Raw genomic sequence first — 20304 nt, 5'->3', positions numbered from 1 at the left:
CGGGCCCCCGGGCGGTGGGCTGCCTCGTGCCGGGCTCCCGGGCGCTGGGGGCGCCAGTGGACTGGTCAGTCCTCGTCGGTGTCGGTCTCGTCGACCGCGCCGGCCATCTGCTGCAGGAACGCGACGACGACGGCCATGTCCTCGGGCGGCAGGTGCTGTGCGACCTCGACCGCTCGGGAGTCCAGGTCGCCGATCACGGCGAGGGCCCGGCGCATCGACTTGCCCGTGGCGGTGAGGATGACCCCGCGGCGGTCGGCCGGGTCGGCGTGCCGCTCGACGTGTCCGGAGCGGACGAGCCGGTCGACGAGCGCCGACGTCGACGCCGCCGTGATGCCGAGGCGCTCCGCGAGCTCCTTCGAGTTGACGGTCCGGCCGGAGGTCTCGGCGTCGACGAGCACCCGCAGGGCCATCAACGCGTTCTCACCGATCCCGAGTTCCTCGCGCACACGTCGCTGCGCGGAACTCTCTGCCGTGCGGTACCGACGCAGGGCGTTCAGCACGTCCACCGCGTCGACCCGGGAGTCCTCGCCGTACCAGAACCCCGGGGCCGCTGTCGTCACCTCGGAAGTCATACCGGCAATGCTAGACGCTCTAGTTAGTTTGTCTAGCGAGCTTGATGAGTTCCACGTCCAGCGTCCAGGGTGCGACCGGTCGGCGTCCCCCGAGCGCCCGCCGACGTCTCCCGCAACACCGGTGACGCGGCTCTGAAACACCCCGGCAACGAGCCCTCAGTAGGTTCGGCGCATGCAGGAGTCGCCGTGCTGAACCGACTCGCCAGGAGCGTCCACAGTGTCGGGGGCGCGGTCGAGCGGACGGACGTCGTCGCGCGCCTGCTCGACGTGCACCTGGCCCGTCGGGACCCGTCGGTCGAGGACCCGGGCCTCGGTCGCGATCTGCGGACGGTGGTCGGGGCGGTGGTCCGTCCGGGCGCCGACCTCAGCCCCGCGGCGACCCTCGACGCGCTGGCACTGGACCGGCACGAACCGGCGTCGATCGCCGCGGCCGTGGCCGTCGCCCGGGACGACGCCCGTCGGGCCCGGGACGTCGTGTCCACCGACCTGTGGGACTGCCTCAACACGACGCGGTCCCGGCTGCCCCGGAAGATCGTCGGCGAGAAGGCGCACGAGTTCCTCGGCTGGGTCCGCGAGCGCAGTGCCCTGGCCGTCGGCGTGGTCGACGGGGACGTCAGTCGGGACGAGGTGTGGGAGTTCTTCACCCTCGGGCGCTCGCTGACGCGGTTGACCGTGACCGCCCGGATGCTCGCCTCGGACCTGCTCGACCCGGGCTCGGCGGCGTCGTGGTCGACCGCGCTCCGGGCCTGCGGGGCGGGGGAGGCGTTCCACCGGGAGTTCCGACACGGCAGCACGTCGGCGGACGCGGCCGCGTTCCTCCTGCTCGACGAGCACAGTCCGCGCTCGCTCCTGTTCCTGGCCCGTCGCAGCGAGGGGTGCCTGGACGACCTGGTCGGCGCGCACCTGGCGGCGGAGGTCCACGCGTTCGCCGAAGCCCGTGCCGAGCTCGAGACGGTGACGCCGGAGACCGCGGTGGACGCTGCCCGGACGGCGGGCTCGCGCCTGGCGGCCGCCGCGGAGGCGATCACCGCGGCACTCGACCGGCGGGTGTTCACTGCACCCGAACCAGCGCTCTGACGTCCCGACCACCCAGACCACACCGACGCCACCGACGCCACCCCCACACTGCGGCCGCCGCACGACGGCGACTGAACAGCGGCCACCGCACCACGGCGACACCACGACCGACCACGGACCTGGCCGCAGCGCGTCCGCGGCAGGTGCGGCTCAGACCGCGCTGGATCGCTGGGCGACCGCCTCGTCGTGCTCCAGGTCCCGCCGGACGGCTGCCCGGGCCGCCCGGGAGCCCGGTGCCGGGGTGACGACGGGCAGCGACCGCGTGACGGCCAGGTGCAGACGGTTGTCCGCGTCGTAGCGCAGCCGGACGTGCTGGAACCGGACGAGCCACACGAGGGCGATGGCCAGGGCGACGAACCCCGACAACGCGCCCACCCCGATCGCCCAGCGCGGCCCCCAGGCGTCGGCGACCGCACCGACGATCGGGGCGCCGAGCGGGGTGCCGCCCGCGAAGACCGCCATGTAGAGGGCCATCACCCGGCCGCGCATCGCCGGCGCGGTGGTGGTCTGCACGAGCGCGTTCGCCGTGGTCATGAACGTCAGCGAGGCGAGCCCGAGGAAGGCGAGCAGGATCGCGAACGTCCAGTACGTCGGTGCGAAGGCCGCGGCGGTGCAGGCGAGTCCGAACCCGCCGGCGGCGATGGTCAGCGTCCGCATCCGGGGGACCTCACGCCGTGCCGACAGGAGGGCGCCGAGGACCGACCCGACCGCCATCACCGAGTTGAGCAGCCCGAACTCACCGGCGCCGCGGTGGAACTCCACGCGCGCCATGGTCGACGTGAAGATCGCGAAGTTCACGCCGAAGGTCCCGACGACGAAGATCATGCAGAGCACCACGATGATGTCCGGTCGGGTCCGGACGTACCGGAAGCCCGCGATGAGCTGCCCCTTGCCGCGTGGGGCCCGTGCCCGGTCGGCGAGCTGCTTCGGGTCGACGAACCGCAGCGCGATCAACACGGCCAGGAACGACCCGGCGTTGATGACGAACACCCAGCCGGAGCCGATCGCCGCGATGAGGACACCGGCCACGGCGGGGCCGATGAGTCGGGCGGCGTTGAAGGACGCGGAGTTCAGCGCGACGGCGTTCGAGACCTGCTCGCCGGTGACGACGTCGGAGACGAAGGCCTGGCGGACCGGGGTGTCGAACGCGGCGACGACGCCGAGTGCGAGGGCGAACCCGTAGAGGGACCAGAGCGTGGCGGTGTCGGTGAGGACCATCACGGCGAGCCCGAGGCCGAGCAGCCCCATCAGCCCCTGCGTGAGCATGAGCATCCGGCGTCGGTCGAAGCGGTCGGCGACCAGGCCGGTCCAGGGCAGCAGGACCAGCTGCGGTCCGAACTGCAGCGCCATGGTGACCCCGACGGCGACGGCGTCGTCGTGCGTCAGCTGGGTGAGGACGAGCCAGTCCTGGGCGGTGCGCTGCATCCACGTGCCGATGTTCGACACGAGGGCACCCGCGAACCAGATGCGGTAGTTGCGTCCCGAGAGGGACCGGAACATGGCACTCACTGGGCGGCGAGCCTCCGGAGGATGTCGGTGGCGGCGGTGAGCGTCTTCCGCTCCGCCGGCGTGAGCGCCGCCAGGCGTGGGGTGAGCCAGCCGTCGCGCCGCTGCCGGGTCTCGGTGACCAGGTCGTCGCCGTCGGGGGTCGGGCAGAGCAGGACCTTGCGGCGGTCGTCGCCGTGGTCGTCTTTCGTGAGCAGGCCGCGGTCGAGCAGCGCGGTGACGGTCTTCGTCATCGAGGGCGGGGTGACGCCTTCGCGGCGACTGAGGTCGGCGAGGGACATCGCGCCCTCGCGGTGCAGCAGGGCGAGGGCTGAGAACTGGGCGTCGCTGACGGTCGTGTCGGCCTTCTGCGCCCGCAGGGTCCGCGACAGCCGGTTGACGGCGATCCGGACGTCGCTGGCGAGCGAGGGGTCGGGCGACGGACGGCGACGCGCGGCGGTGGGGAGCGGGTCGGTGACGGTCACGAGCCGTTAGCCTACCTCATTAGTTCAGCGAACGAATCGGTTGCGCCTGACCACGCCGGGAGTGGACGCCAGACCGTTCGACGAACCCCCGGTCGGCAGGCGTAGAGTGCGGCTTTGAGCAACATGTGTTGCCCACACGACACGGGCCGGAAGGCACGGGAGGAGCAGGACAGATGAACGGGTTCGAGGGCAAGGTCGCCATCGTCACCGGCGGTGGCAGCGGCATCGGTGAGTCGATCGCGAAGGAGCTCGCGGCAGCGGGCGCCTCCGTCGTCGTCACGGACATCGAGCAGGAGGCCGCCGAGCGCGTCGTCGCCGAGATCGAGCAGGCCGGTGGCACCGCGGCCGCCGTCTCCGCGAACTCGTCGATCGCCGCCGACAACGAGCGTGCGGTCCGGTTCGCCGTCGACACCTACGGCGCGCTGCACCTCGCCGTCAACAACGCCGGCATCGGCGCCGCCCCGCAGCCCATCGGCGAGTACGACGTCGAGGCGTGGGACCGCGTGCGCGCCGTCGACCTGGACGGCGTCTTCTACGGCCTGCGCTACGAGATCCCGGCGATCCTCGCAGCCGGCGGCGGCGCGATCGTGAACATGTCGTCGGTCCTCGGCTCGGTCGGCCTCGCGAACAACGCCGCCTACGTCGCGTCGAAGCACGCCCTCGTCGGCCTGACCAAGGTCGCCGCGCTCGAGTACACGGCGAAGGGCGTCCGCACGAACGCCGTCGGCCCGGGCTTCATCGACACCCCGCTCGTCCGCTCGTCGCTGAGCGGCGACGAACTCGCCGGCCTCGAGGCGCAGCACGCCGCCGGACGCCTCGGCACCGACGCCGAGGTCGCCGCGCTCGTCCTGTTCCTGCTGAGCGACCAGGCGTCGTTCATCAGCGGCAGCTACCACCTGGTCGACGGCGGCTACTCGGCGCACTGAGCACTCGGCGGCACACTGCGCGCTCAGCGGCACAGCAGGCACCCGCGGGACGCGGGTCCGGACGGGAGGCCCGGCGGACGTGAGCAGATCCGCTCACGTCCGCCGGGCCTCCCGTCCGTCAGCCCGCTGTCCGCGTCAGGACCGCGTCGTGCGGGAGGAGCGCGTGCACGCCCCAGGTGCGGTTCGCGACCTGGGTGACGCGCATGCTCACGGCGACGCTCGCCATGCCGAGCGCCTCGGCGCGGGTGATGGCGTACGTGCCGGCGATCCAGTCGACCATCCGGTCGAGGGCGGTCGTGGTCGCGGCGTTGAGGTCGGCATCGAACCCGAACGTGATGCGTCCGGCCGGGGTGTCCGCGTGCACGCCGTCGACCGGGGCCTCGTCGAGCAGGGTGAGGGTCATCGTGGTCGTCATGCCGCACTCGACGGCGGTGCCGGAGACCTCGCCGTCGCCCTGGGCCGCGTGGCCGTCGCCGACCGAGAGCAGCGCCTCCGGGACGGTCACCGGCAGGTACAGGGTGGCACCGGCGACGAGCTCGCGGCAGTCGATGTTGCCGCCGCCGAGGGGTCGCGGCGGGATCGTCGAGTGCTCCCCCGTCGCCTCCGGGGGCAGGCCGACGACGCCGAGGAACGGGGCCGTCCGGACGCCGAGCCCGAGCTGGTTGTGTGCCGTGCCCGCGGTCGCGTCGACGTCCCAGAGCAGCGGGCCGCGCGTGGACGGATCGGCGAGCCCGAGGTCACGGTTCAGCGGGGTGTCGACGCCGCCCGAGCCGGTGTAGCCCCAGTCGTCCGGCACGAGCTCGTCGAAGCGGACGGCGAGCACCTGCCCGGGTCGGGCACCGGTCACGGCGATCGGGCCGAGCAGGCAGTGGCCGCGGCGGGAGGCGATGAGCGTCGGCGCCTCGACGCCCGGGGCGGGCAGACGTTCGGTGTACCCGGCGGCGCTGAGGGTGCGGACCGTGACGGTGTCGCCCGGTGCGACGGTCAGCACCGGTGCACGTTCGGCGGTGAGGACGTCGACGGCGGTGTCGGGGGTGGTCTCGATGCGGTGGCGGGTCACCGGCCGATCATCCCAGGCTCGGCTCCGGGTGTGCGGAGCCGGACGCCGGCGTCAGTGGAACTGCGGGATCGTCATCCAGATGCCGTACAGGACCGCCGCGATGCACAGCGCGAAGCAGACGCCCGCACCGAGGTACGCTCCCAGCGGCGTCGTGCCCGAGCGCTGCGTCTCCTCGGAGTACTGCGTCTTCTCGCCGGCGGCGTCCGCGGGCTGACCGGTCCCGAGCAGTCGCAGCCCGAGCGTGTAGAGCAGCACCACGCCGACGGCGGCGACGAAGCCGACGCCCGCGACGGTGCCGATGGCGGTGAAGTCGATGTCCATCGGTTCCTCCCTCAGTTCCCGGCGGCCACGGGCTCGCGCTCCGCGGTGCCCTCGTGGACGTCGTCGGCGCTGATCGGCCTGCGCCGGGCCAGGACGTAGAAGGCGAGTCCGCCGGCCAGGGCCAGCACCGCCACGATGATCAGGCCGATCGGCGAGGTCGAGGCCAGCCAGGTGGCGAGGCCGCCGACGACCGCGGCCGACGGCAGCGTGATGACCCAGGCGATGACGATCTTGCCGACGACGCCCCAGTGCACGTCCGCCAGCTTCTTGCCGAGCCCCGAACCGATGACCGACCCGCTCGTCACGTGCGTGGTCGACAGCGCGAAGCCCAGGTGCGAGGAGACCAGGATCGTCGCGGCCGAGCTCGTCTCCGCCGCGAAGCCCTGCGGGGACTGCACGTCCGAGATCTTCTTGCCGACGGTCTGCATGATGCGCCAGCCGCCCATGTAGGTGCCGAGGGCGATCGCGAGACCGCAGGCCAGGATCACCCAGAGCTCCGGACCGGTGCCTGCGCCCTGGTAGCCCGCGGCGATCAGGGTCAGCGTGATGACACCCATCGTCTTCTGCGCGTCGTTCGTGCCGTGCGCCAGGGACACCAGCGACGCGGAGATCGTCTGCCCGTGCCGGAAGCCCGTCGCGGCACCGTGCGTGGTGGCGTTCTTCGTCAGGCGGTAGGCGAAGAACGTCGCGACGAGGGCGATCACGCCCGCGATGGCCGGGGAGAGCAGTGCCGGCAGCACGACCTTCGAGACCACGGTGGCCCAGTCGACCGAGTTCAGCCCGGCGCCGATGATCGATGCGCCGATGAGCCCGCCGAACAGCGCGTGCGTGGAGGACGACGGCAGCCCGAAGTACCAGGTCCCGAGGTTCCAGAGCACCGCACCGACCAACCCCGCGAAGATCATCGTCGGCGAGATGTGGATGCCGTCCTGACCCTCGCGGATGATCCCCTGCGAGACGGTCTTCGCCACCTCGGTGGACAGGAACGCACCCACCAGGTTGAGCACGGCGGAGATGATGACGGCGGTGCGGGGCTTGAGGGCACCCGTGGCCACCGAGGTGGCCATGGCGTTCGCGGTGTCGTGGAACCCGTTCGTGAAGTCGAACACGAGGGCCACCACGATCACCAACACGACTGTGACGAGGACGTCCATGCGCGGAACGTTATTACCCGGGGACGCGCCCCCGGGTGAACGCGGGGTGAACAGGTGCGGGGTCTGCCAGGATGCTGCCGTGCCCACGTTCTCCGCCGCCCGCGGCGACTCCTCGTTCACGGACGCCCACGGTGTCGAGATCGTCTACTCGACCTGGCGTGCCGGCAAGCCGCGGGGCATCGTGCAGATCGCGCACGGTGTCGGCGAGCACGGCCTGCGGTACGAGCCGCTCGCGCAGGACCTCGTCCGCGCCGGCTGGACCGTGCACGTCAACGACCACCGCGGGCACGGCCGCACCGGGCTGGGGCAGTGGGACGGCGACCACACCAAGCTCGGTCGTCTCGGGCCGGGCGGGCTCCGGGCGGCGATCGCGGCCGTCGAGCAGATGACCGCGGTCGCGAAGGCCGACGACCCCGGCCTGCCCGTCGTGCTGCTCGGCCACTCGTGGGGCTCCCTGATGGCCCAGCGGATCGTGAACACCTCGTCGGAGCAGTACGCCGGCGTGGTCCAGTCGGGCAGCGCGCTCCGTGTCCCCGGGCTGATGAACGGCGGCGACCTCAACCGTCGGCACGCGGCGTCGGGCCCGACGAAGCACGAGTGGCTCACCCGCGACCGGGCGGTCATCGAGGCGATCGGCCTCGACCCGCTGGTCGTCGAGGCGGACGTCATCGGCCTGTTCGGGCTGCCCGACACCCTGCGGCTGCTCGGCCTGCCGCGCCGACGGATCCCGCACGACCTGCCGGTGCTGCTGCAGGTCGGCTCGGACGACACCCTCGGCGGCCCCCGCTCCGTCGAACTCCTCGCCCGCACGTACCGGCGGTGCGGTCGGCTCTCCGACGTCACCGTCCAGGTCTACGACGGGGCGCGGCACGAGGTCTACCGGGAGACGAACCGCGACGAGGTGGTCGCCGACCTCGTCGGGTGGCTCGACCGGGTCGTCCCGCGGCGCTGAGCACGGTCGCGCCCGTCGGACGGGAGGCCCGTGGCGGGCCCGCCACGGGCCTCCCGGAATAGGGTGGCGGCATGCACGGTGAGTACAAGGTGCCCGGAGGCAAGCTCGTCGTCGTCGACCTGGAGGTCGTCGACGGCAAGATCGACCAGTTCCGGCTGGCGGGTGACTTCTTCCTCGAGCCGGACGACGCGCTGCCGCTGATCGACCAGGCGGTCGACGGCCTGCGCGCGGACACCGACGCGGCCGGCATCGCCGCCGCCGTCCGACACGCGCTGCCCGAGGACGCCGTCCTGCTCGGCTTCACGCCCGAGTCCGTCGGGGTCGCGGTCCGCCGGGCGCTGTCGCGGGCCTCGTCGTGGCGGGACTACGAGTGGCAGGTCGTCCACGAGGGGCCGATCAGCCCGAACGAGCACCTGGCGCTCGACCAGGTCCTCACCGAGGAGGTCGGCGCCGGACGCCGTGGGCCGACGCTCCGCATCTGGGAGTGGGACCAGCCGGCCGTCGTGATCGGCTCGTTCCAGTCGCTGAAGAACGAGGTCGACCCCGCTGGAGCCGAGAAGTACGGCGTGCAGGTCGTCCGGCGCATCTCCGGCGGCGGCGCGATGTTCATGGACGCCGGCGCGATCATCTCGTACTCGCTGTACGTACCGACCGAGCTCGTGCAGGGGATGACCTTCGCCGACTCGTACGCGTACCTGGACGAGTGGGTGATCGAGGCGCTGAAGTCCCTGGGCATCGAGGCGTACTACCAGCCACTCAACGACATCACCTCGACCAAGGGCAAGATCGGCGGCGCCGCGCAGAAGCGCCTGGGCACCGGATCGCTGCTGCACCACGCCACCATGAGCTACGACATGGACGGCGAGAAGATGGTGCAGGTCCTGCGCATCGGCCGCGAGAAGATGAGCGACAAGGGGACGACGAGCGCCGCGAAGCGTGTCGACCCGCTGCGGTCTCAGACCGGCCTGAGCCGCGCGGAGATCATCGACCGGCTCGTCGGCACCTTCACGTCGCTGTACGGGGCGACCGAGGGGCACGTGACCGATGCCGAGCGGCAGAAGGCGCGGGAGCTCGTCGACACGAAGTTCGCGACGCGGGAGTGGATCGAGCGGGTGCCCTGAGCGCGCGGCCGCGCTTGCGCGCGGCCCGCGGCTGCCGGTGCCCGGCTGCGCCGGCCCCGGCCCGGCCGGCTCGGCGCCGAGCCTCGGCCTGGCGGACACTGTGCGGCGCCCGAGTGCGGCAATGTGTCCGCCGGGGCGAGCCTCGGTGCCTCGGCGACGTCCGTGCGGATCGCCAGGATCAGCCGCGCGGCGGATGTCCTCCGCCGGACGGCCACGTAACGTCGCTGCCGTGAACTGGTTGATCTTCCTGGGGGCGGTGGCCGCTGCGGTCGTCGTGATGTGGATCGCCGACCGCGTGGGCTGGATCGACCTGTCGAACAAGTCCACACGCGGGGGCGGATCCGGTGGCGTGGTGTCGATGATGGACGAGGTGTTCGCGCCGACCCGACACGAGACGCAGGCCGAGTACGAACGGCAGGCGCGCCTCCCGCGCGAAGCGCCGACGCCGTCGCGCGACGACCACGACCTGCTCAGCGGGACCGTGCTGATCCGGGTGCCCGCGTCTCGCGCCAGTCGCGGCGCACACCGGGCGGGGACGCACGACCGCTCGTACTGAGCGGCCCGGTCCGGTCCAGTCCGGTCCGGCCCGGCCCGGTCTGGTTGCTGCGTTGCGCGGCTCGGGGCTGCCCTGCGCCGTGCCGCGCTGGTCAGCGGGTGAGCAGGTCCTGGTGGTTCGGGTGCCGCTCGAGCCACGCGGCGACGTAGCTGCACTCGGCGACGAGCCGGCGGTCGGAGTTCGCCCGCACGTCGTCCAGCGCTCGCTCGACGAGGATCGAGGCGTGCCCGCCGCCACGGTGCTCCGGGTCGACCTCGGTGTGCACGAAGTGGATCGCGTCGCCGTCGATCTCGTACGCGGCGAGGCCGATGACGGTGCCGTCCTCGACGAGGGAGTACTGGTTCTGGTCGGTGTCGTTGCGGACTTCGAGACTCATCCTCCGGACGCTACGCCCGACACCTCCCGCGGAACGCAACGTGGGCGGTTGCACGCCGCGGAGTACCGCTGCGTGCAACCGCCCACGTTGCGTTTCGCGAGGGGCTAGCCGGCCGTGTGGCGACCGTGCGGGTGCTCGTCGGCGGGCGGCTCGGTCTCGCCCGCGGCGTGCGCGCCGTGCTGCGTCCGGATCGCACCGGTCGCCGCGGGAGGCTCGTCCACCGGCGTCGACGACGAGTGCGCTCCGTGGGTGGACGCGTGGGGCAGGGGCGCCCGGGTGTCGTCCGTCGTCGTCCCGGCCGCGGTGCTGGTCGCGGCGGGCAGCACCGACACCTGCGGTCCGCCGGCCGTCCGGGCCGAGCGCGGCTGCGCGGGCACGTCGGGCGAGGTCGGGACGACCGACATCGACCCGGTGTCCGGCGACACGAGCGAGCCGGAGCCCGACGCCGCCTGCTGTGCGTCGACGCTGAGACGGTCGTCGTCCTCGGTCTTCCGCGCGGCGTCGGCCTGCTCCTGCAGCGCCGAGGTCTTGCGCAGCGGCGGCACCTTGAAGAACCAGGTCAGGACGAAGGCCACCAGGATCACCGCCAGACCGACCCAGTAGACCGTGACCGCCGAGTCGCTGAACCCGACCAGGAACGGACGGCTCAGGCGCTTGTCGGACCCGTTCAGGAACGACGTGTCGTTGGTGGACGACGTGCTCGACGAGGTACCGCCCTTGCCGTCGCGCAGCTGGTCGACGAGCTTCGGTGCGACGGTGTCGACGATGTTGCTCCGCTGCGCAGCGTTCGAGTAGTCGACCTGCAGGGTGCCGTCGACGACGTCCGCACCGACCTTGGCCGCCGCGGTCTGCAGCGCCTTCTGCTCGGCGTCGCCCTTCGCGTCGGCGACCTGCTGGGCGATGACCGTGTCGGCTGCCGCAGCGGGGATGGTGCCCGCGTCGACCTGCTGCTGGACGGCGGCGGTGACCTGCTTCGTCACGGCCTGGTCGGCGGCCTGCTTCGCCTGTACGGCGCCCTGGTCGAGACCGTCCTGCACGTTCTTCTTGATCGGGGTGACGATCGGGTCCCAGATCTGGTTCATCACGCCCTTGTTCGACTCGGCGTTCGCCACGGCCGGGTTCAGTGCGGCGTTCAGGGCGCTCTTCAGGTCGGACTCGTTCTGCAGCGCACCGGTGATGTTCGTCGGCATCAGGCTGAACAGCACGGACAGCAGCACCGCGGTGCCCATCGTGCCGCCGATCTGGCGGAAGAACGTGGCGGCACTGGTCGCGACACCGATGTCCCGCGGTGAGACGGAGTTCTGCGCGGCGAGGGTCAGCGTCTGCATGAGCTGGCCGAGCCCGAGTCCGATGAGGAACATGCCGGTCATCAGGAACCAGAGCGGCCGGTCCGCGGTGAGGAACGTCAGGACGGTGTAGCCGACGGCGGTGAAGGCCGTCCCGGTGACCGGGAAGATCCGGTACCTGCCGGTGCGGGACACGATCTGACCCGAGGCGATCGAGGAGATCATCAGGCCGAGGACCATCGGGAGCATCGCGAACCCGGACTCGGTCGGCGTCACGCCCTTGACGATCTGCAGGTACAGCGGGATGGTCAGCATCGCACCGAACATGCCGAAGCCGATGAGGACGGACAGCACGGCCGACATCGAGAACACGCGCGAGCCGAAGAGCTTCAGCGGCAGGATCGCGTCGTCGCCCATCACACGCTCGACGATGACGAACGCGATCAGTCCGAGCGCGCCCACTCCGTAGCAGGCCAGGGCGCCGGGGGAGCCCCAGCCCCACTCGCGGCCCTGCTCGGCGATCAGGAGCAGCGGGACGAGCGTCACGATGACGAGGGACGCACCCCACCAGTCGATGCGCGGCTTGCGACGCTCGCCGTACTTCGGCAGGTGCAGGAACGTCAGCACCATGAAGAGGGCGATGATGCCGATCGGGACGTTGATCAGGAAGACCCAGCGCCAGCCGGAGATGAAGAGGAGTTCGTTCGCGCCGGCGAACACACCGCCGACGAGCGGGCCGATGACGGACGAGATGCCGAACACCGCCAGGAAGTAGCCCTGGTACTTGGCGCGCTCACGCGGGGCGAGCATGTCGCCCATGATCGCGAGCGGCAGCGACATCAGGCCACCGGCGCCGAGGCCCTGCAGGGCACGGAACCCGGCGAGCATGAGCATCGAGGTCGAGAAGGACGCGGCGAGCGAGCCCAGGATGAAGATCGCGATCGCCGTGATGAACAGCGGGCGTCGCCCGAAAAGGTCGGAGAGCTTGCCGTAGATGGGCGTCGTGATCGTCGAGGCGATCAGGTACCCGGTCGTGACCCACGCCTGCTGGTCGAGACCGTGCAGGTCGTCGCCGATGGTGCGGATCGCGGTGCCCACGATCGTCTGGTCGAGGGCGCCCAGGAACATACCGGCCATCAGGCCGTAGATCACGAGCAGGATCTGGCGGTGGTTCATCACGACGTTCGACGACGTCGTGGGGGCCGCGGGTGCGGTCGCGGTCTGTGTCATGTGCGGGACTCCCGAAGATTTTGCGCTGCGTGCAAAGTTACAACTCCGGCAACGGCAGTGCGCACCGCGAACGCGTTCCTGTGGAGATCGGCAGCCGTCCACAGCGGGATGTGGGGCAGACCTCCGGCGTACCCGGCGAGACCCCGGTCAGGCGACTCCCGGTCAGGCGACCGCTTGCTCCAGTGCTTCCTGGAAGCGCTCGTCGACCTCGATGCGGAGCTCGCCGGTCTCGTGGTCGAACGACGACACGGGGGTGACCTGGTCGTGACGGGAGAACATCAGGTGCGGGCTGAGCAGTCCACCGGGCAGGCCGGCGTCCTCGTCGCCGAGGACCCGGACCAGCAGTCCGGCGAGCGTCTGGATCGCCTGCAGACTGTCCGCGTCACGGATCGGCACGGCGAGCAGCAGGTGGCGGTGCGGGACCGCGAACACCGTGCCGAACGGTGCAGCGCCGAACAGGGCGGGCAGGTTGACGGCCTTCGACGCGATGAACAGCGACTCGCCCTCGACGAGGTGCACGCCCGGGGCGATCTCGGCGTTCGCGTCCACCGCTTCGGCGTCGGTGTTGAAGCGGGCCATCGCCCAGAGTTCGTCCGGACCGAGCGCGAGCTTCGGCAACGTCTGCGTCGCCAGGGTGCTCACCATCGTCGGGTAGTCGACGCAGAGCCCGAGCACGAGGCCCGGCGCGAACGGGCGCGCGTAGTTCAGGTCGGTCGGGTCGGCGCCGTCCTCGGCGAGCAGGCGGAGCCGGACGCGGTCGCGGAGTTCGTCGGCGCTCAGTTCCTCGGGCGTCGGTTCGCGGTGCGCCTGCAGCATCCGGTCGAAGTGCGCCCGGACGATGGCCGTCCGGCGCTCCTCGTTCTCACCGCGGACCTGTGCGACCAGGTTCGCGAGCAGGTACACCTGTCCGTCGGCGCCGAGCAGGCGCGCCTGCATCGGATCGCCGGGAGGCCCGTCCAGCGTCGTCTCGACACCGCGCTCCGCCAGGGTGCGCTGCGCGAGCACGACGAGGGGCAGCGGCTCCGCCGCCGGCTTCTTCCGTCCGAACAACGCCATGGGGCTCAGCCTCGCACGGAACCGAGCGGCTGTCAGGCCCCGAGCGCCGCGTCGACGATCTCCTTGGCCTCGCGCTGCACCTGCTCCAGGTGCTCCTGCCCGACGAAGCTCTCGGCGTAGATCTTGTAGACGTCCTCGGTGCCGGACGGGCGGGCCGCGAACCAGGCCTTGTCCGTGACGACCTTGACGCCACCGACGGCCGCGTCGTTGCCCGGCGCCTTCGACAGCTTCGCCGTGATCGGGTCGCCAGCCAGGGTCTCGGCGGTGATGGCGTCGCCGTCGAGCTTCGACAGACGGGCCTTCTGCTCCTTGCTGGCGGCTGCGTCGACACGCTGGTACACCGGGTCGCCGAAGCGCTCGGTGAGCTCGGCGTACAGCTGCGACGGGGTCTTGCCCGTGACGGCGACGATCTCGGACGCCAGGAGCGCCAGGATGATGCCGTCCTTGTCGGTCGTCCACGCGGTGCCGTCCATGCGGAGGAACGACGCGCCCGCGGACTCTTCGCCACCGAAGGCCACGGAGCCGTCGATCAGGCCGGGCACGAACCACTTGAAGCCGACCGGGACCTCCCACAGGCGACGGCCCAGGGACTCGGCGACCCGGTCGATGATGCTCGACGACACCAGGGTCTTGCCGATCGCGGCGTCGTCCCGCCAGTGCGGACGGTGCGCGTAGAGGTACTCGATCGCGACGGCGAGGTAGTGGTTCGGGTTCATCAGGCCACCGTCGGGCGTGACGATGCCGTGGCGGTCGGAGTCGGCGTCGTTGCCGGTCAGGACGTCGAAGTCGTCCTTGCGCGCGACCACCGAGGCCATCGCCGACGGGCTCGACGGGTCCATCCGGATCTTGCCGTCCCAGTCGAGCGTCATGAACGACCAGGTCGGGTCGACGTCGGGGTTCACCACGGTCAGGTCGAGCCCGTAGTGGTCGCGGATGAGGTTCCAGTACGGCAGCGAGGCGCCACCGAGCGGGTTGGCGCCGATCTTCACCCCGGCGCGCTTGATCGCCGCGATGTCGATGATGTTCTCGAGGTCGGCGACGTAGTTGCGCAGGAAGTCGTAGCCGTCGTGCGTGGCGTGCTCGGCGCGCTGTACCTCGGTGTTGCCGCCGGCGATGATCGCGTTGGCCCGGTCGGCGATCCACGTCGTGGCGTCGCTGTCCGCCGGGCCGCCGTGCGGCGGGTTGTACTTGAACCCGCCGTCGCGCGGCGGGTTGTGGCTCGGGGTGATGACGATGCCGTCGGCGGTGTCGTCGTGCCCGGCGGTGTTGTACGCGATGATCGCGTGGCTCAGTGCCGGCGTCGGGACGTACCCGTTGTCGGCGTCGGCGAGCACGTGCACACCGTTGGCGGCCAGGACCTCGAGCGCGGTGCGTTCGGCCGGGCCGGAGAGCGCGTGGGTGTCACGGCCGATGAAGAGCGGGCCGTCGGTGCCCTGCGCGGTGCGGTACTCCACGATCGCCTGCGTGATGGCGGCGATGTGCGTGTCGTTGAACGCACTGTCGAGCGAGGAGCCGCGGTGGCCCGAGGTGCCGAACACGACCTTCTGCTCGGGGTTCGTGACGTCCGGGACCCGGTCGTAGTACGCCGCGGTGAGCGCATCGAGGTCGACGAGGTCGTCTGCGGTCGCTGGGGTTCCGGCACGGTCGTTCATGACCCCATCCTGGCATCGCCGCGGTGGATGCGCCCACGGTTGTGGAGAACCGTGCGGAGCGTGTGCGGGGAACCGTGCGGAGCCGGTGCGGGGAACCGCGCGACGGACTGCTGGAACGAACGCGAGCGGCCGCCTTCCTCGGGCTGGGGGGAAGCCGAGGAGTGCGACCGCTCGCGGTCTGGCTGCTCACCGCGGGGGCGAGCCGTTCTGGGGGCGGGCCGAGACGGCCTGCCAGGGCGGGCCGAGACAGCCTGCCGGCGGCGGTCAGGCCGTCCGGAAGGACCCGGTCGCGGTACGGACGGACCCGGTGACGGTCCGCGTGCTCGCCGTCACCGTGCTCGGGCGACGGAACGCGGTGTCCACGAATCGACCGACCCGTCCGGCCGCGACGCCCGTGTAGGTGCCGACCGCCGCGTCGACCCGCAGCGCCCGCCCGGTCGAGGTGTACGTGCCGAGCTCGTCACGCTGACGGAGACCGCTGACGAAGGTCCCGCCGAGGGGGAAGGTGCTCATGGTGCTCTCCTCGCTGTCGTGCCGAGGCGTCGCGCCCACCGAGCCGACGGGTCCGCGACACCATCGACTGCTGGACACCACACTACGTCCTTCTCTTGCATCATGCAAAAGAAGCGCGCTCCGTGCGCGGGGAACGGTTCAGGCGATGAGCTCGCAGAAGTGCCGCCCGCCGTCGGTCCAGCTCTGCCGAGCGGTCAGCCCGGCCGTGGCGGCGTGGGCGTGCAGCGCGGCGAGGCCGACCTCGGCCCACGGGAACGCGGAGCTCGCGTGGCCGTCGGCGTCCGTCACGGTGGCGACGTAGGTGCGGTCGGCATCGGCGTCGCGGTTCGTCTCGACGACGACACGGCCGCCGACCCGGACGATCTCGGCAGCCCGGGCGAGCAGGGCGACCGGGTCCCCGCCGATGCCGATGTTGCCGTCGATGATGAGTGCGGTGTCCCAGTGGCCCTCGTCCGGCACCGGTTCGAACACCGATCCCTGGACCGCGCGACCGCCGGACCGCGTGGCGATCGCGACCGCCTCGGCCGAGACGTCGACGCCGAGTGCCGGCAGCCCCATCCGCAGCGCAGCCACGAGCATCCGGCCCGGCCCGCAGCCGAGGTCGATGACCGGACCGTCGGCACCCTCGAGCAGGGACCGGTCGACCCGGTCCGCCGCGGCGCTCCAGCGGCCGACGTCCATCGTGACGACCTCGCCCGGACGGTCGGGGTCGGTGAGGCGCAGTCGGCCGTCGGAGCGGAGGGCCCGTGCGTACGGCTCGTCGCCGCCGGCCCCGAAGGCCTGCAGGGTGCTCGTCGTGTCGGTCATCGGACACCTCCGGTGGTCGTCGTGGACTCGTCGGCCAGGGCCGCCGCGAACCGCGTGGTGGGAGCGAGGGCGGCGACGCGCTCGGCGTCCGGCAGCGTGTCGACGTCGAGCAGTTCGGCCAGGAGGCCCGTGTCCAGCCCGGCGGACCGCAACCGTTCGAGCTGCACGGCGCCGGTGTCGTCCTGCGACATCGGGACGCCGCGGATCAGGTCACCGGTCGGCTCACGCATGAACAGGGACCAGAAGCCGCCGTCCTCGGCCGGACCGAACCAGGCGTCGCGCTCGGCGCCGTCGAACACGGGGGCCAGGGCATCGACCGAGACCTGCGGGGTGTCCATGCCGACCAGCAGGAGCGGCTCCTGCACGGTGTCGAACAGGAAGCCCAGGCGCTCGTCGAGTCCGCCGCCCGGCTGGTGCAGGACGTCGAAACCGTCCGCGCCCTCGGGCAGGACGTCGCCGTCGTAGAAGAGGACCCGGCGAGCCGCCGGCAGGGCCGACACCGTGGCGAGCGTGTCCGCGAGGCTGGCCGCGGCGACCCTGGCAGCACCCTCAGGCGTCAGGGCCGGGGTCAGGCGTGTCTTGACCTTGCCGGGCAGGCACTCCTTCGCCACGACGGCTACCGTGATGCCGGTCACGAGCGGACCTCGGCGGTCGTGGGTTCCGCAGCCGCGGAGGTGGAGGCGACCCGCTGGCGGACCGACACGGGCGCGACGGTCCGGGTGCGGGCCTCCCGTCGGTAGGCACGGAGGAGGCGCGACATGTCCTTGACGGCGTTCACCGTGCCACGGAGCGTGCCGGTGACCTTGCTGTCACCGATGCGCTGCGCGTACCCGATGTCGGACTCGTCGACGCGCCAGCCGGCGGCGTGCGCGGCGAGGACCATCTCGAGCGGGTAGCCGCTGCGGCGGTCGCGGAGGTCCAGGGCGACCAGGTCCTCGCGGCGCATCACGCGCATCGGGCCGAGGTCGGTCAGACGGTACCCGGTCGCACGACGCATCAGGACGGCGAGGACGCGGTTGGCGAAGCGTGCGTGCGGCGCCCAGGCCCCGCGGCTGGTGGGGACGCGGCGGCCGAGGGCCAGGTCGACCCGGCCGTCCGCGACGCGCTGGACCAGGGCGGGGAGCTCGGCGGGGTCCATCGACGCGTCGGCGTCACAGAAGGCGACGTAGTCGGCGGTCGCTGCGGCGACACCGGCGGCGCAGGCGGACCCGAAACCACGGACCGGCTCGGTCACGACGAGGGCGCCGTGTGCGCGGGCGACGTCGGCGGAACCGTCGGTCGAGCCGTTGTCGACGACGACGGCCCGGTACCCCTCGGGCAGGCGGCCGATGACGGACGGCAGTGCGTCCGCCTCGTCGAGGCAGGGGAGGATCACGTCGACGCTCATGGAGACCATTCGGTGCGGGTCCTCGGAGCGATGGGTCGGGTCCGTCGCCTCGCCGGTCGGGCGCGTCGGATCAGGTCCGACGGCGTCCGCTGCGGGGTGTTGTGTCATGCACCCAACCCAACACGTCCTTGCTGATCGGGGTACGTGTCCGCGCGCTCCGCTGGCCGTTCTCCGCACCGTGGCGGTGGCGCGACCACCGGACGGACGGGAGGCGCGCCCCGAGTGGGGGACGTGCCTCCCGTCCGGTGGGTGGCTGGGTGACAGGACCCGTGATCGGGTCCGGACCTGTCGGCCCGGCCCTGTCTGCCCGGACCCGTCGGCCCGCGGGTCAGCGGACCGCGGCGCGGAGCGGAGCCGTCGCGAAGTCGCGCATGCCCTCGGTGAAGTCGACCTGCGCGTGCCAGCCGAGCTCCTCGGCGATGCGGGCCGAGGAGGCGGTCACGTGACGGACGTCGCCCAGGCGGTACTCGCCGGTGACGACCGGCTGCGGGCCGTCCGGACCGGCGATCGCGGCCGCCATCTCGCCGATCGTGTGGACCGTGCCGGAGCCGACGTTGAACGCCCGGAAGGACTCCGACGGGGCGGACTCGGTCGCGGCGATGGCCGCGAGGTTCGCGCCCGCGACGTCGTCGACGTGCACGAAGTCGCGTCGCTGCGCGCCGTCCTCGAAGACCCGCGGGGCCTCACCGCGAGCGAGGGCCGAGCGGAACAGGGACGCGACACCTGCGTAGGGGGTGTTCGCCGGCATGCCCGGGCCGTAGACGTTGTGGTAGCGGAGCGCGATCGCACGACCACCGGTGGCGCGGGTCCACGACGATGCGAGCTGCTCCTGCGCGACCTTCGTCTGCGCGTAGACGTTCCGCGGGTCGAGCGCTGCGGACTCGTCGATCAGGCCCGGCAGCAGCGGCCGGCCGTCGGGGCCGATCGGGTCGAACTGCCCGGCGTCCAGGTCCTCGCGGCGTCGGGCCGGCGGGCGCAGGGGCTCGCCGTCCGCGGTCGTGTACGCACCCTCGCCGTAGACGACCATCGAGCTGGCGACCACGAGCCGGCCGAGGTCCAGGCGGTCCATCGCGGCGAGCACGTGCGCGGTGCCGGCGTCGTTGCTCGAGACGTAGTCGGGCGCGTCCTGGAAGTCGACGCCGAGGCCGACCTTCGCGGCCTGGTGGCAGACCACGTCGACCTCGTGCAGCGCCGCGTCGAGCGCCACCCGGTCGCGGACGTCGCCGTGCACGAGCTCGATGCCGGCGGTGCGGTGGGCGGTGACCACGGCCTCCGGGTCTCCGTGCACGTCGGTGCGCAGGGAGTCGAGGACGCGCACCTCGTACCCGGCGGCCAGGGCCTGGCGGACGATGGTCGAGCCGATGAACCCGGCGCCACCGGTGACGAGCAGGCGGGTCACGGGCGGCGCTCCAGCACGCGTGCGGAGGCGCTCGCCGGAACGAGTTCGCGCGGGGTGTAGTCGTCGGGGACCGCGGCGACGATCGAGCCGATGGCGCGGACGATGACCTCGTTCGCGCGGGCCAGGCGGTCCATCACGGCCTGGTGGGTGACCGGGGCCGCGGCGTCGGCGGTGCCGGCGGTGCTGGTGCCGGTGCTCGTGCTGGCGGTCTCGTCCGTGGCAGGGGCGAGGCCCGCGTCGGCGTCCGTGACGAACGACAGGTTCACCGTACCGATGCCGAGCTCGGCGGCCAGGGGGACCTCGGGCGACATCGTCATGTTGATGGTGTGACCGCCGGCCTCGCGCATCCACACCGACTCGGCGCGGCTCGAGAACCGCGGACCCTGGATCACGACGCACGTGCCGGTCGGGCGGAACGGCACGTCCAGCGCTGCGATGGCGTCGATCGCCGCGCGGCGGAGCACCGGGTCGAACGGGTCGGCGAAGGAGAGGTGCTGCACCTCGTCCTCGAAGTAGGTGTCGGCGCGGCCCCACGTGCGGTCGATCAGCTGGTCCGTCACCACGAAGGTGCCGGGGGCGTAGTCGGGGTGCAGGCCGCCGACGGCGCTCGAGGAGACCACGGCCCGGACCCCGAGCGAGCGCAGTGCCCAGAGGTTCGCGCGGTGCTCGATGCGGTGCGGGGCGACCGAGTGCGCGCGACCGTGCCGGGTGAGGAACGCGACCCGGCGGCCGGACATCGTGCCGATGCTGATCGGGCTCGAGGTGGCGCCGTACGGGGTCGGGACGTCGATCTCGTCGGCGGTCCCGGGCTCGAACAGCTCGTACAGGCCGGATCCACCGATCACACCGATCGTTGCCGTCTTCTCGTTCTCCACAGGTCCTCCGGTCG

21 protein-coding genes are annotated in these 20304 nt (G+C 72.1%); 5 read left to right on the top strand and 16 right to left on the bottom strand.

The window, feature by feature from the left end; all coding sequences use genetic code 11:
* Nucleotides 1-65: 65 nt before the first annotated feature.
* Nucleotides 66-572 (bottom strand): MarR family winged helix-turn-helix transcriptional regulator, encoded by a 507-nt coding sequence (locus tag JOD51_RS13460; RefSeq protein WP_204609327.1) that lies wholly within the window; start codon nt 570-572, stop codon nt 66-68.
* A gap of 186 nt (nt 573-758) precedes the next feature.
* Here JOD51_RS13460 and JOD51_RS13455 point away from each other — a divergent pair, with 186 nt between their 5' ends.
* Entirely contained in the window at nt 759-1649 is an 891-nt protein-coding gene (locus JOD51_RS13455) for an alpha-E domain-containing protein (RefSeq protein ID WP_204609325.1), read from the top strand.
* 150 nt (nt 1650-1799) lie between these two features.
* Here JOD51_RS13455 and JOD51_RS13450 read toward each other — a convergent pair whose 3' ends face one another.
* Nucleotides 1800-3149, bottom strand: coding sequence for an MFS transporter (locus JOD51_RS13450; protein WP_239539877.1), 1350 nt, complete (start codon nt 3147-3149; stop codon nt 1800-1802).
* Nucleotides 3150-3154: 5 nt separating this feature from the next.
* Nucleotides 3155-3619, bottom strand: coding sequence for a MarR family winged helix-turn-helix transcriptional regulator (locus JOD51_RS17185; RefSeq protein WP_204609321.1), 465 nt, complete (start codon nt 3617-3619; stop codon nt 3155-3157).
* Between the two features lie 173 nt (nt 3620-3792).
* On the opposite strand from JOD51_RS17185, the gene JOD51_RS13440 reads away from it, so the two are divergent.
* A complete protein-coding gene (locus JOD51_RS13440; RefSeq protein ID WP_204609319.1) occupies nt 3793-4545 on the top strand; it encodes an SDR family NAD(P)-dependent oxidoreductase in 753 nt (250 codons plus the stop codon).
* Between the two features lie 118 nt (nt 4546-4663).
* Here JOD51_RS13440 and JOD51_RS13435 read toward each other — a convergent pair whose 3' ends face one another.
* Genes JOD51_RS13435 through JOD51_RS13425 form a run of 3 tightly spaced genes read right to left on the bottom strand, consistent with a single transcriptional unit; the run spans nt 4664 to nt 7080 of the window.
* Complete coding sequence (locus tag JOD51_RS13435; RefSeq protein ID WP_204609315.1) at nt 4664-5605, bottom strand: acetamidase/formamidase family protein; 942 nt, start codon at nt 5603-5605, stop codon at nt 4664-4666.
* Nucleotides 5606-5656: 51 nt separating this feature from the next.
* A complete protein-coding gene (locus JOD51_RS13430; protein ID WP_204609313.1) occupies nt 5657-5926 on the bottom strand; it encodes a hypothetical protein in 270 nt (89 codons plus the stop codon).
* Between the two features lie 11 nt (nt 5927-5937).
* Entirely contained in the window at nt 5938-7080 is a 1143-nt protein-coding gene (locus JOD51_RS13425) for an inorganic phosphate transporter (protein ID WP_204609311.1), read from the bottom strand.
* Nucleotides 7081-7159: 79 nt separating this feature from the next.
* Here JOD51_RS13425 and JOD51_RS13420 point away from each other — a divergent pair, with 79 nt between their 5' ends.
* From JOD51_RS13420 to JOD51_RS13410, 3 genes are all read left to right on the top strand, one after another.
* Nucleotides 7160-8032: an alpha/beta hydrolase gene (locus tag JOD51_RS13420; RefSeq protein ID WP_259557520.1), complete on the top strand. Its 873-nt coding sequence runs from the start codon at nt 7160-7162 to the stop codon at nt 8030-8032.
* A 71-nt stretch (nt 8033-8103) separates the two neighbouring features.
* Entirely contained in the window at nt 8104-9153 is a 1050-nt protein-coding gene (gene lplAB, locus JOD51_RS13415) for a lipoate-protein ligase LplAB (protein ID WP_204609307.1), read from the top strand.
* A gap of 229 nt (nt 9154-9382) precedes the next feature.
* A complete protein-coding gene (locus JOD51_RS13410; RefSeq protein ID WP_204609305.1) occupies nt 9383-9709 on the top strand; it encodes a hypothetical protein in 327 nt (108 codons plus the stop codon).
* 91 nt (nt 9710-9800) lie between these two features.
* On the opposite strand, the gene JOD51_RS13405 is transcribed toward JOD51_RS13410, so the two are convergent.
* From JOD51_RS13405 to JOD51_RS13360, 10 genes are all read right to left on the bottom strand, one after another.
* Entirely contained in the window at nt 9801-10085 is a 285-nt protein-coding gene (locus JOD51_RS13405) for a GNAT family N-acetyltransferase (protein ID WP_204609303.1), read from the bottom strand.
* A 104-nt stretch (nt 10086-10189) separates the two neighbouring features.
* On the bottom strand, nt 10190-12601 hold the full coding sequence (locus JOD51_RS13400; protein WP_204609301.1) for an MDR family MFS transporter: 2412 nt from the start codon (nt 12599-12601) through the stop codon (nt 10190-10192).
* 162 nt (nt 12602-12763) lie between these two features.
* Nucleotides 12764-13657, bottom strand: a complete 894-nt coding sequence (locus JOD51_RS13395; protein ID WP_204609298.1) for a hypothetical protein — start codon at nt 13655-13657, stop codon at nt 12764-12766.
* Nucleotides 13658-13689: 32 nt separating this feature from the next.
* Complete coding sequence (gene pgm, locus JOD51_RS13390; protein ID WP_204609295.1) at nt 13690-15309, bottom strand: phosphoglucomutase (alpha-D-glucose-1,6-bisphosphate-dependent); 1620 nt, start codon at nt 15307-15309, stop codon at nt 13690-13692.
* A 264-nt stretch (nt 15310-15573) separates the two neighbouring features.
* On the bottom strand, nt 15574-15822 hold the full coding sequence (locus tag JOD51_RS13385) for a hypothetical protein (protein ID WP_204609292.1): 249 nt from the start codon (nt 15820-15822) through the stop codon (nt 15574-15576).
* Between the two features lie 138 nt (nt 15823-15960).
* A complete protein-coding gene (locus JOD51_RS13380) occupies nt 15961-16629 on the bottom strand; it encodes a class I SAM-dependent methyltransferase (RefSeq protein ID WP_204609290.1) in 669 nt (222 codons plus the stop codon).
* Nucleotides 16626-17264: a TIGR04282 family arsenosugar biosynthesis glycosyltransferase gene (locus JOD51_RS13375; RefSeq protein ID WP_259557536.1), complete on the bottom strand. Its 639-nt coding sequence runs from the start codon at nt 17262-17264 to the stop codon at nt 16626-16628. Before JOD51_RS13375 ends, JOD51_RS13380 begins: the two co-directional genes overlap by 4 nt.
* Complete coding sequence (locus JOD51_RS13370; protein ID WP_307839492.1) at nt 17261-18016, bottom strand: glycosyltransferase family 2 protein; 756 nt, start codon at nt 18014-18016, stop codon at nt 17261-17263. Before JOD51_RS13370 ends, JOD51_RS13375 begins: the two co-directional genes overlap by 4 nt.
* A gap of 328 nt (nt 18017-18344) precedes the next feature.
* A complete protein-coding gene (locus tag JOD51_RS13365) occupies nt 18345-19415 on the bottom strand; it encodes an NAD-dependent epimerase/dehydratase family protein (RefSeq protein ID WP_204609286.1) in 1071 nt (356 codons plus the stop codon).
* Nucleotides 19412-20290 carry an MTAP family purine nucleoside phosphorylase gene (locus tag JOD51_RS13360; RefSeq protein ID WP_204609284.1) on the bottom strand — a complete coding sequence of 293 codons (879 nt, stop codon included), beginning with the start codon at nt 20288-20290 and terminating at the stop codon, nt 19412-19414. Before JOD51_RS13360 ends, JOD51_RS13365 begins: the two co-directional genes overlap by 4 nt.
* Between the last annotated feature and the right edge of the window lie 14 nt (nt 20291-20304).

It is taken from the genome of Curtobacterium herbarum (genome assembly GCF_016907335.1).
GTDB lineage: Bacteria > Actinomycetota > Actinomycetes > Actinomycetales > Microbacteriaceae > Curtobacterium > Curtobacterium herbarum.
Note: the sequence above shows the minus strand (reverse complement) of the source record. Positions and strands in the feature narration are given on the sequence as shown.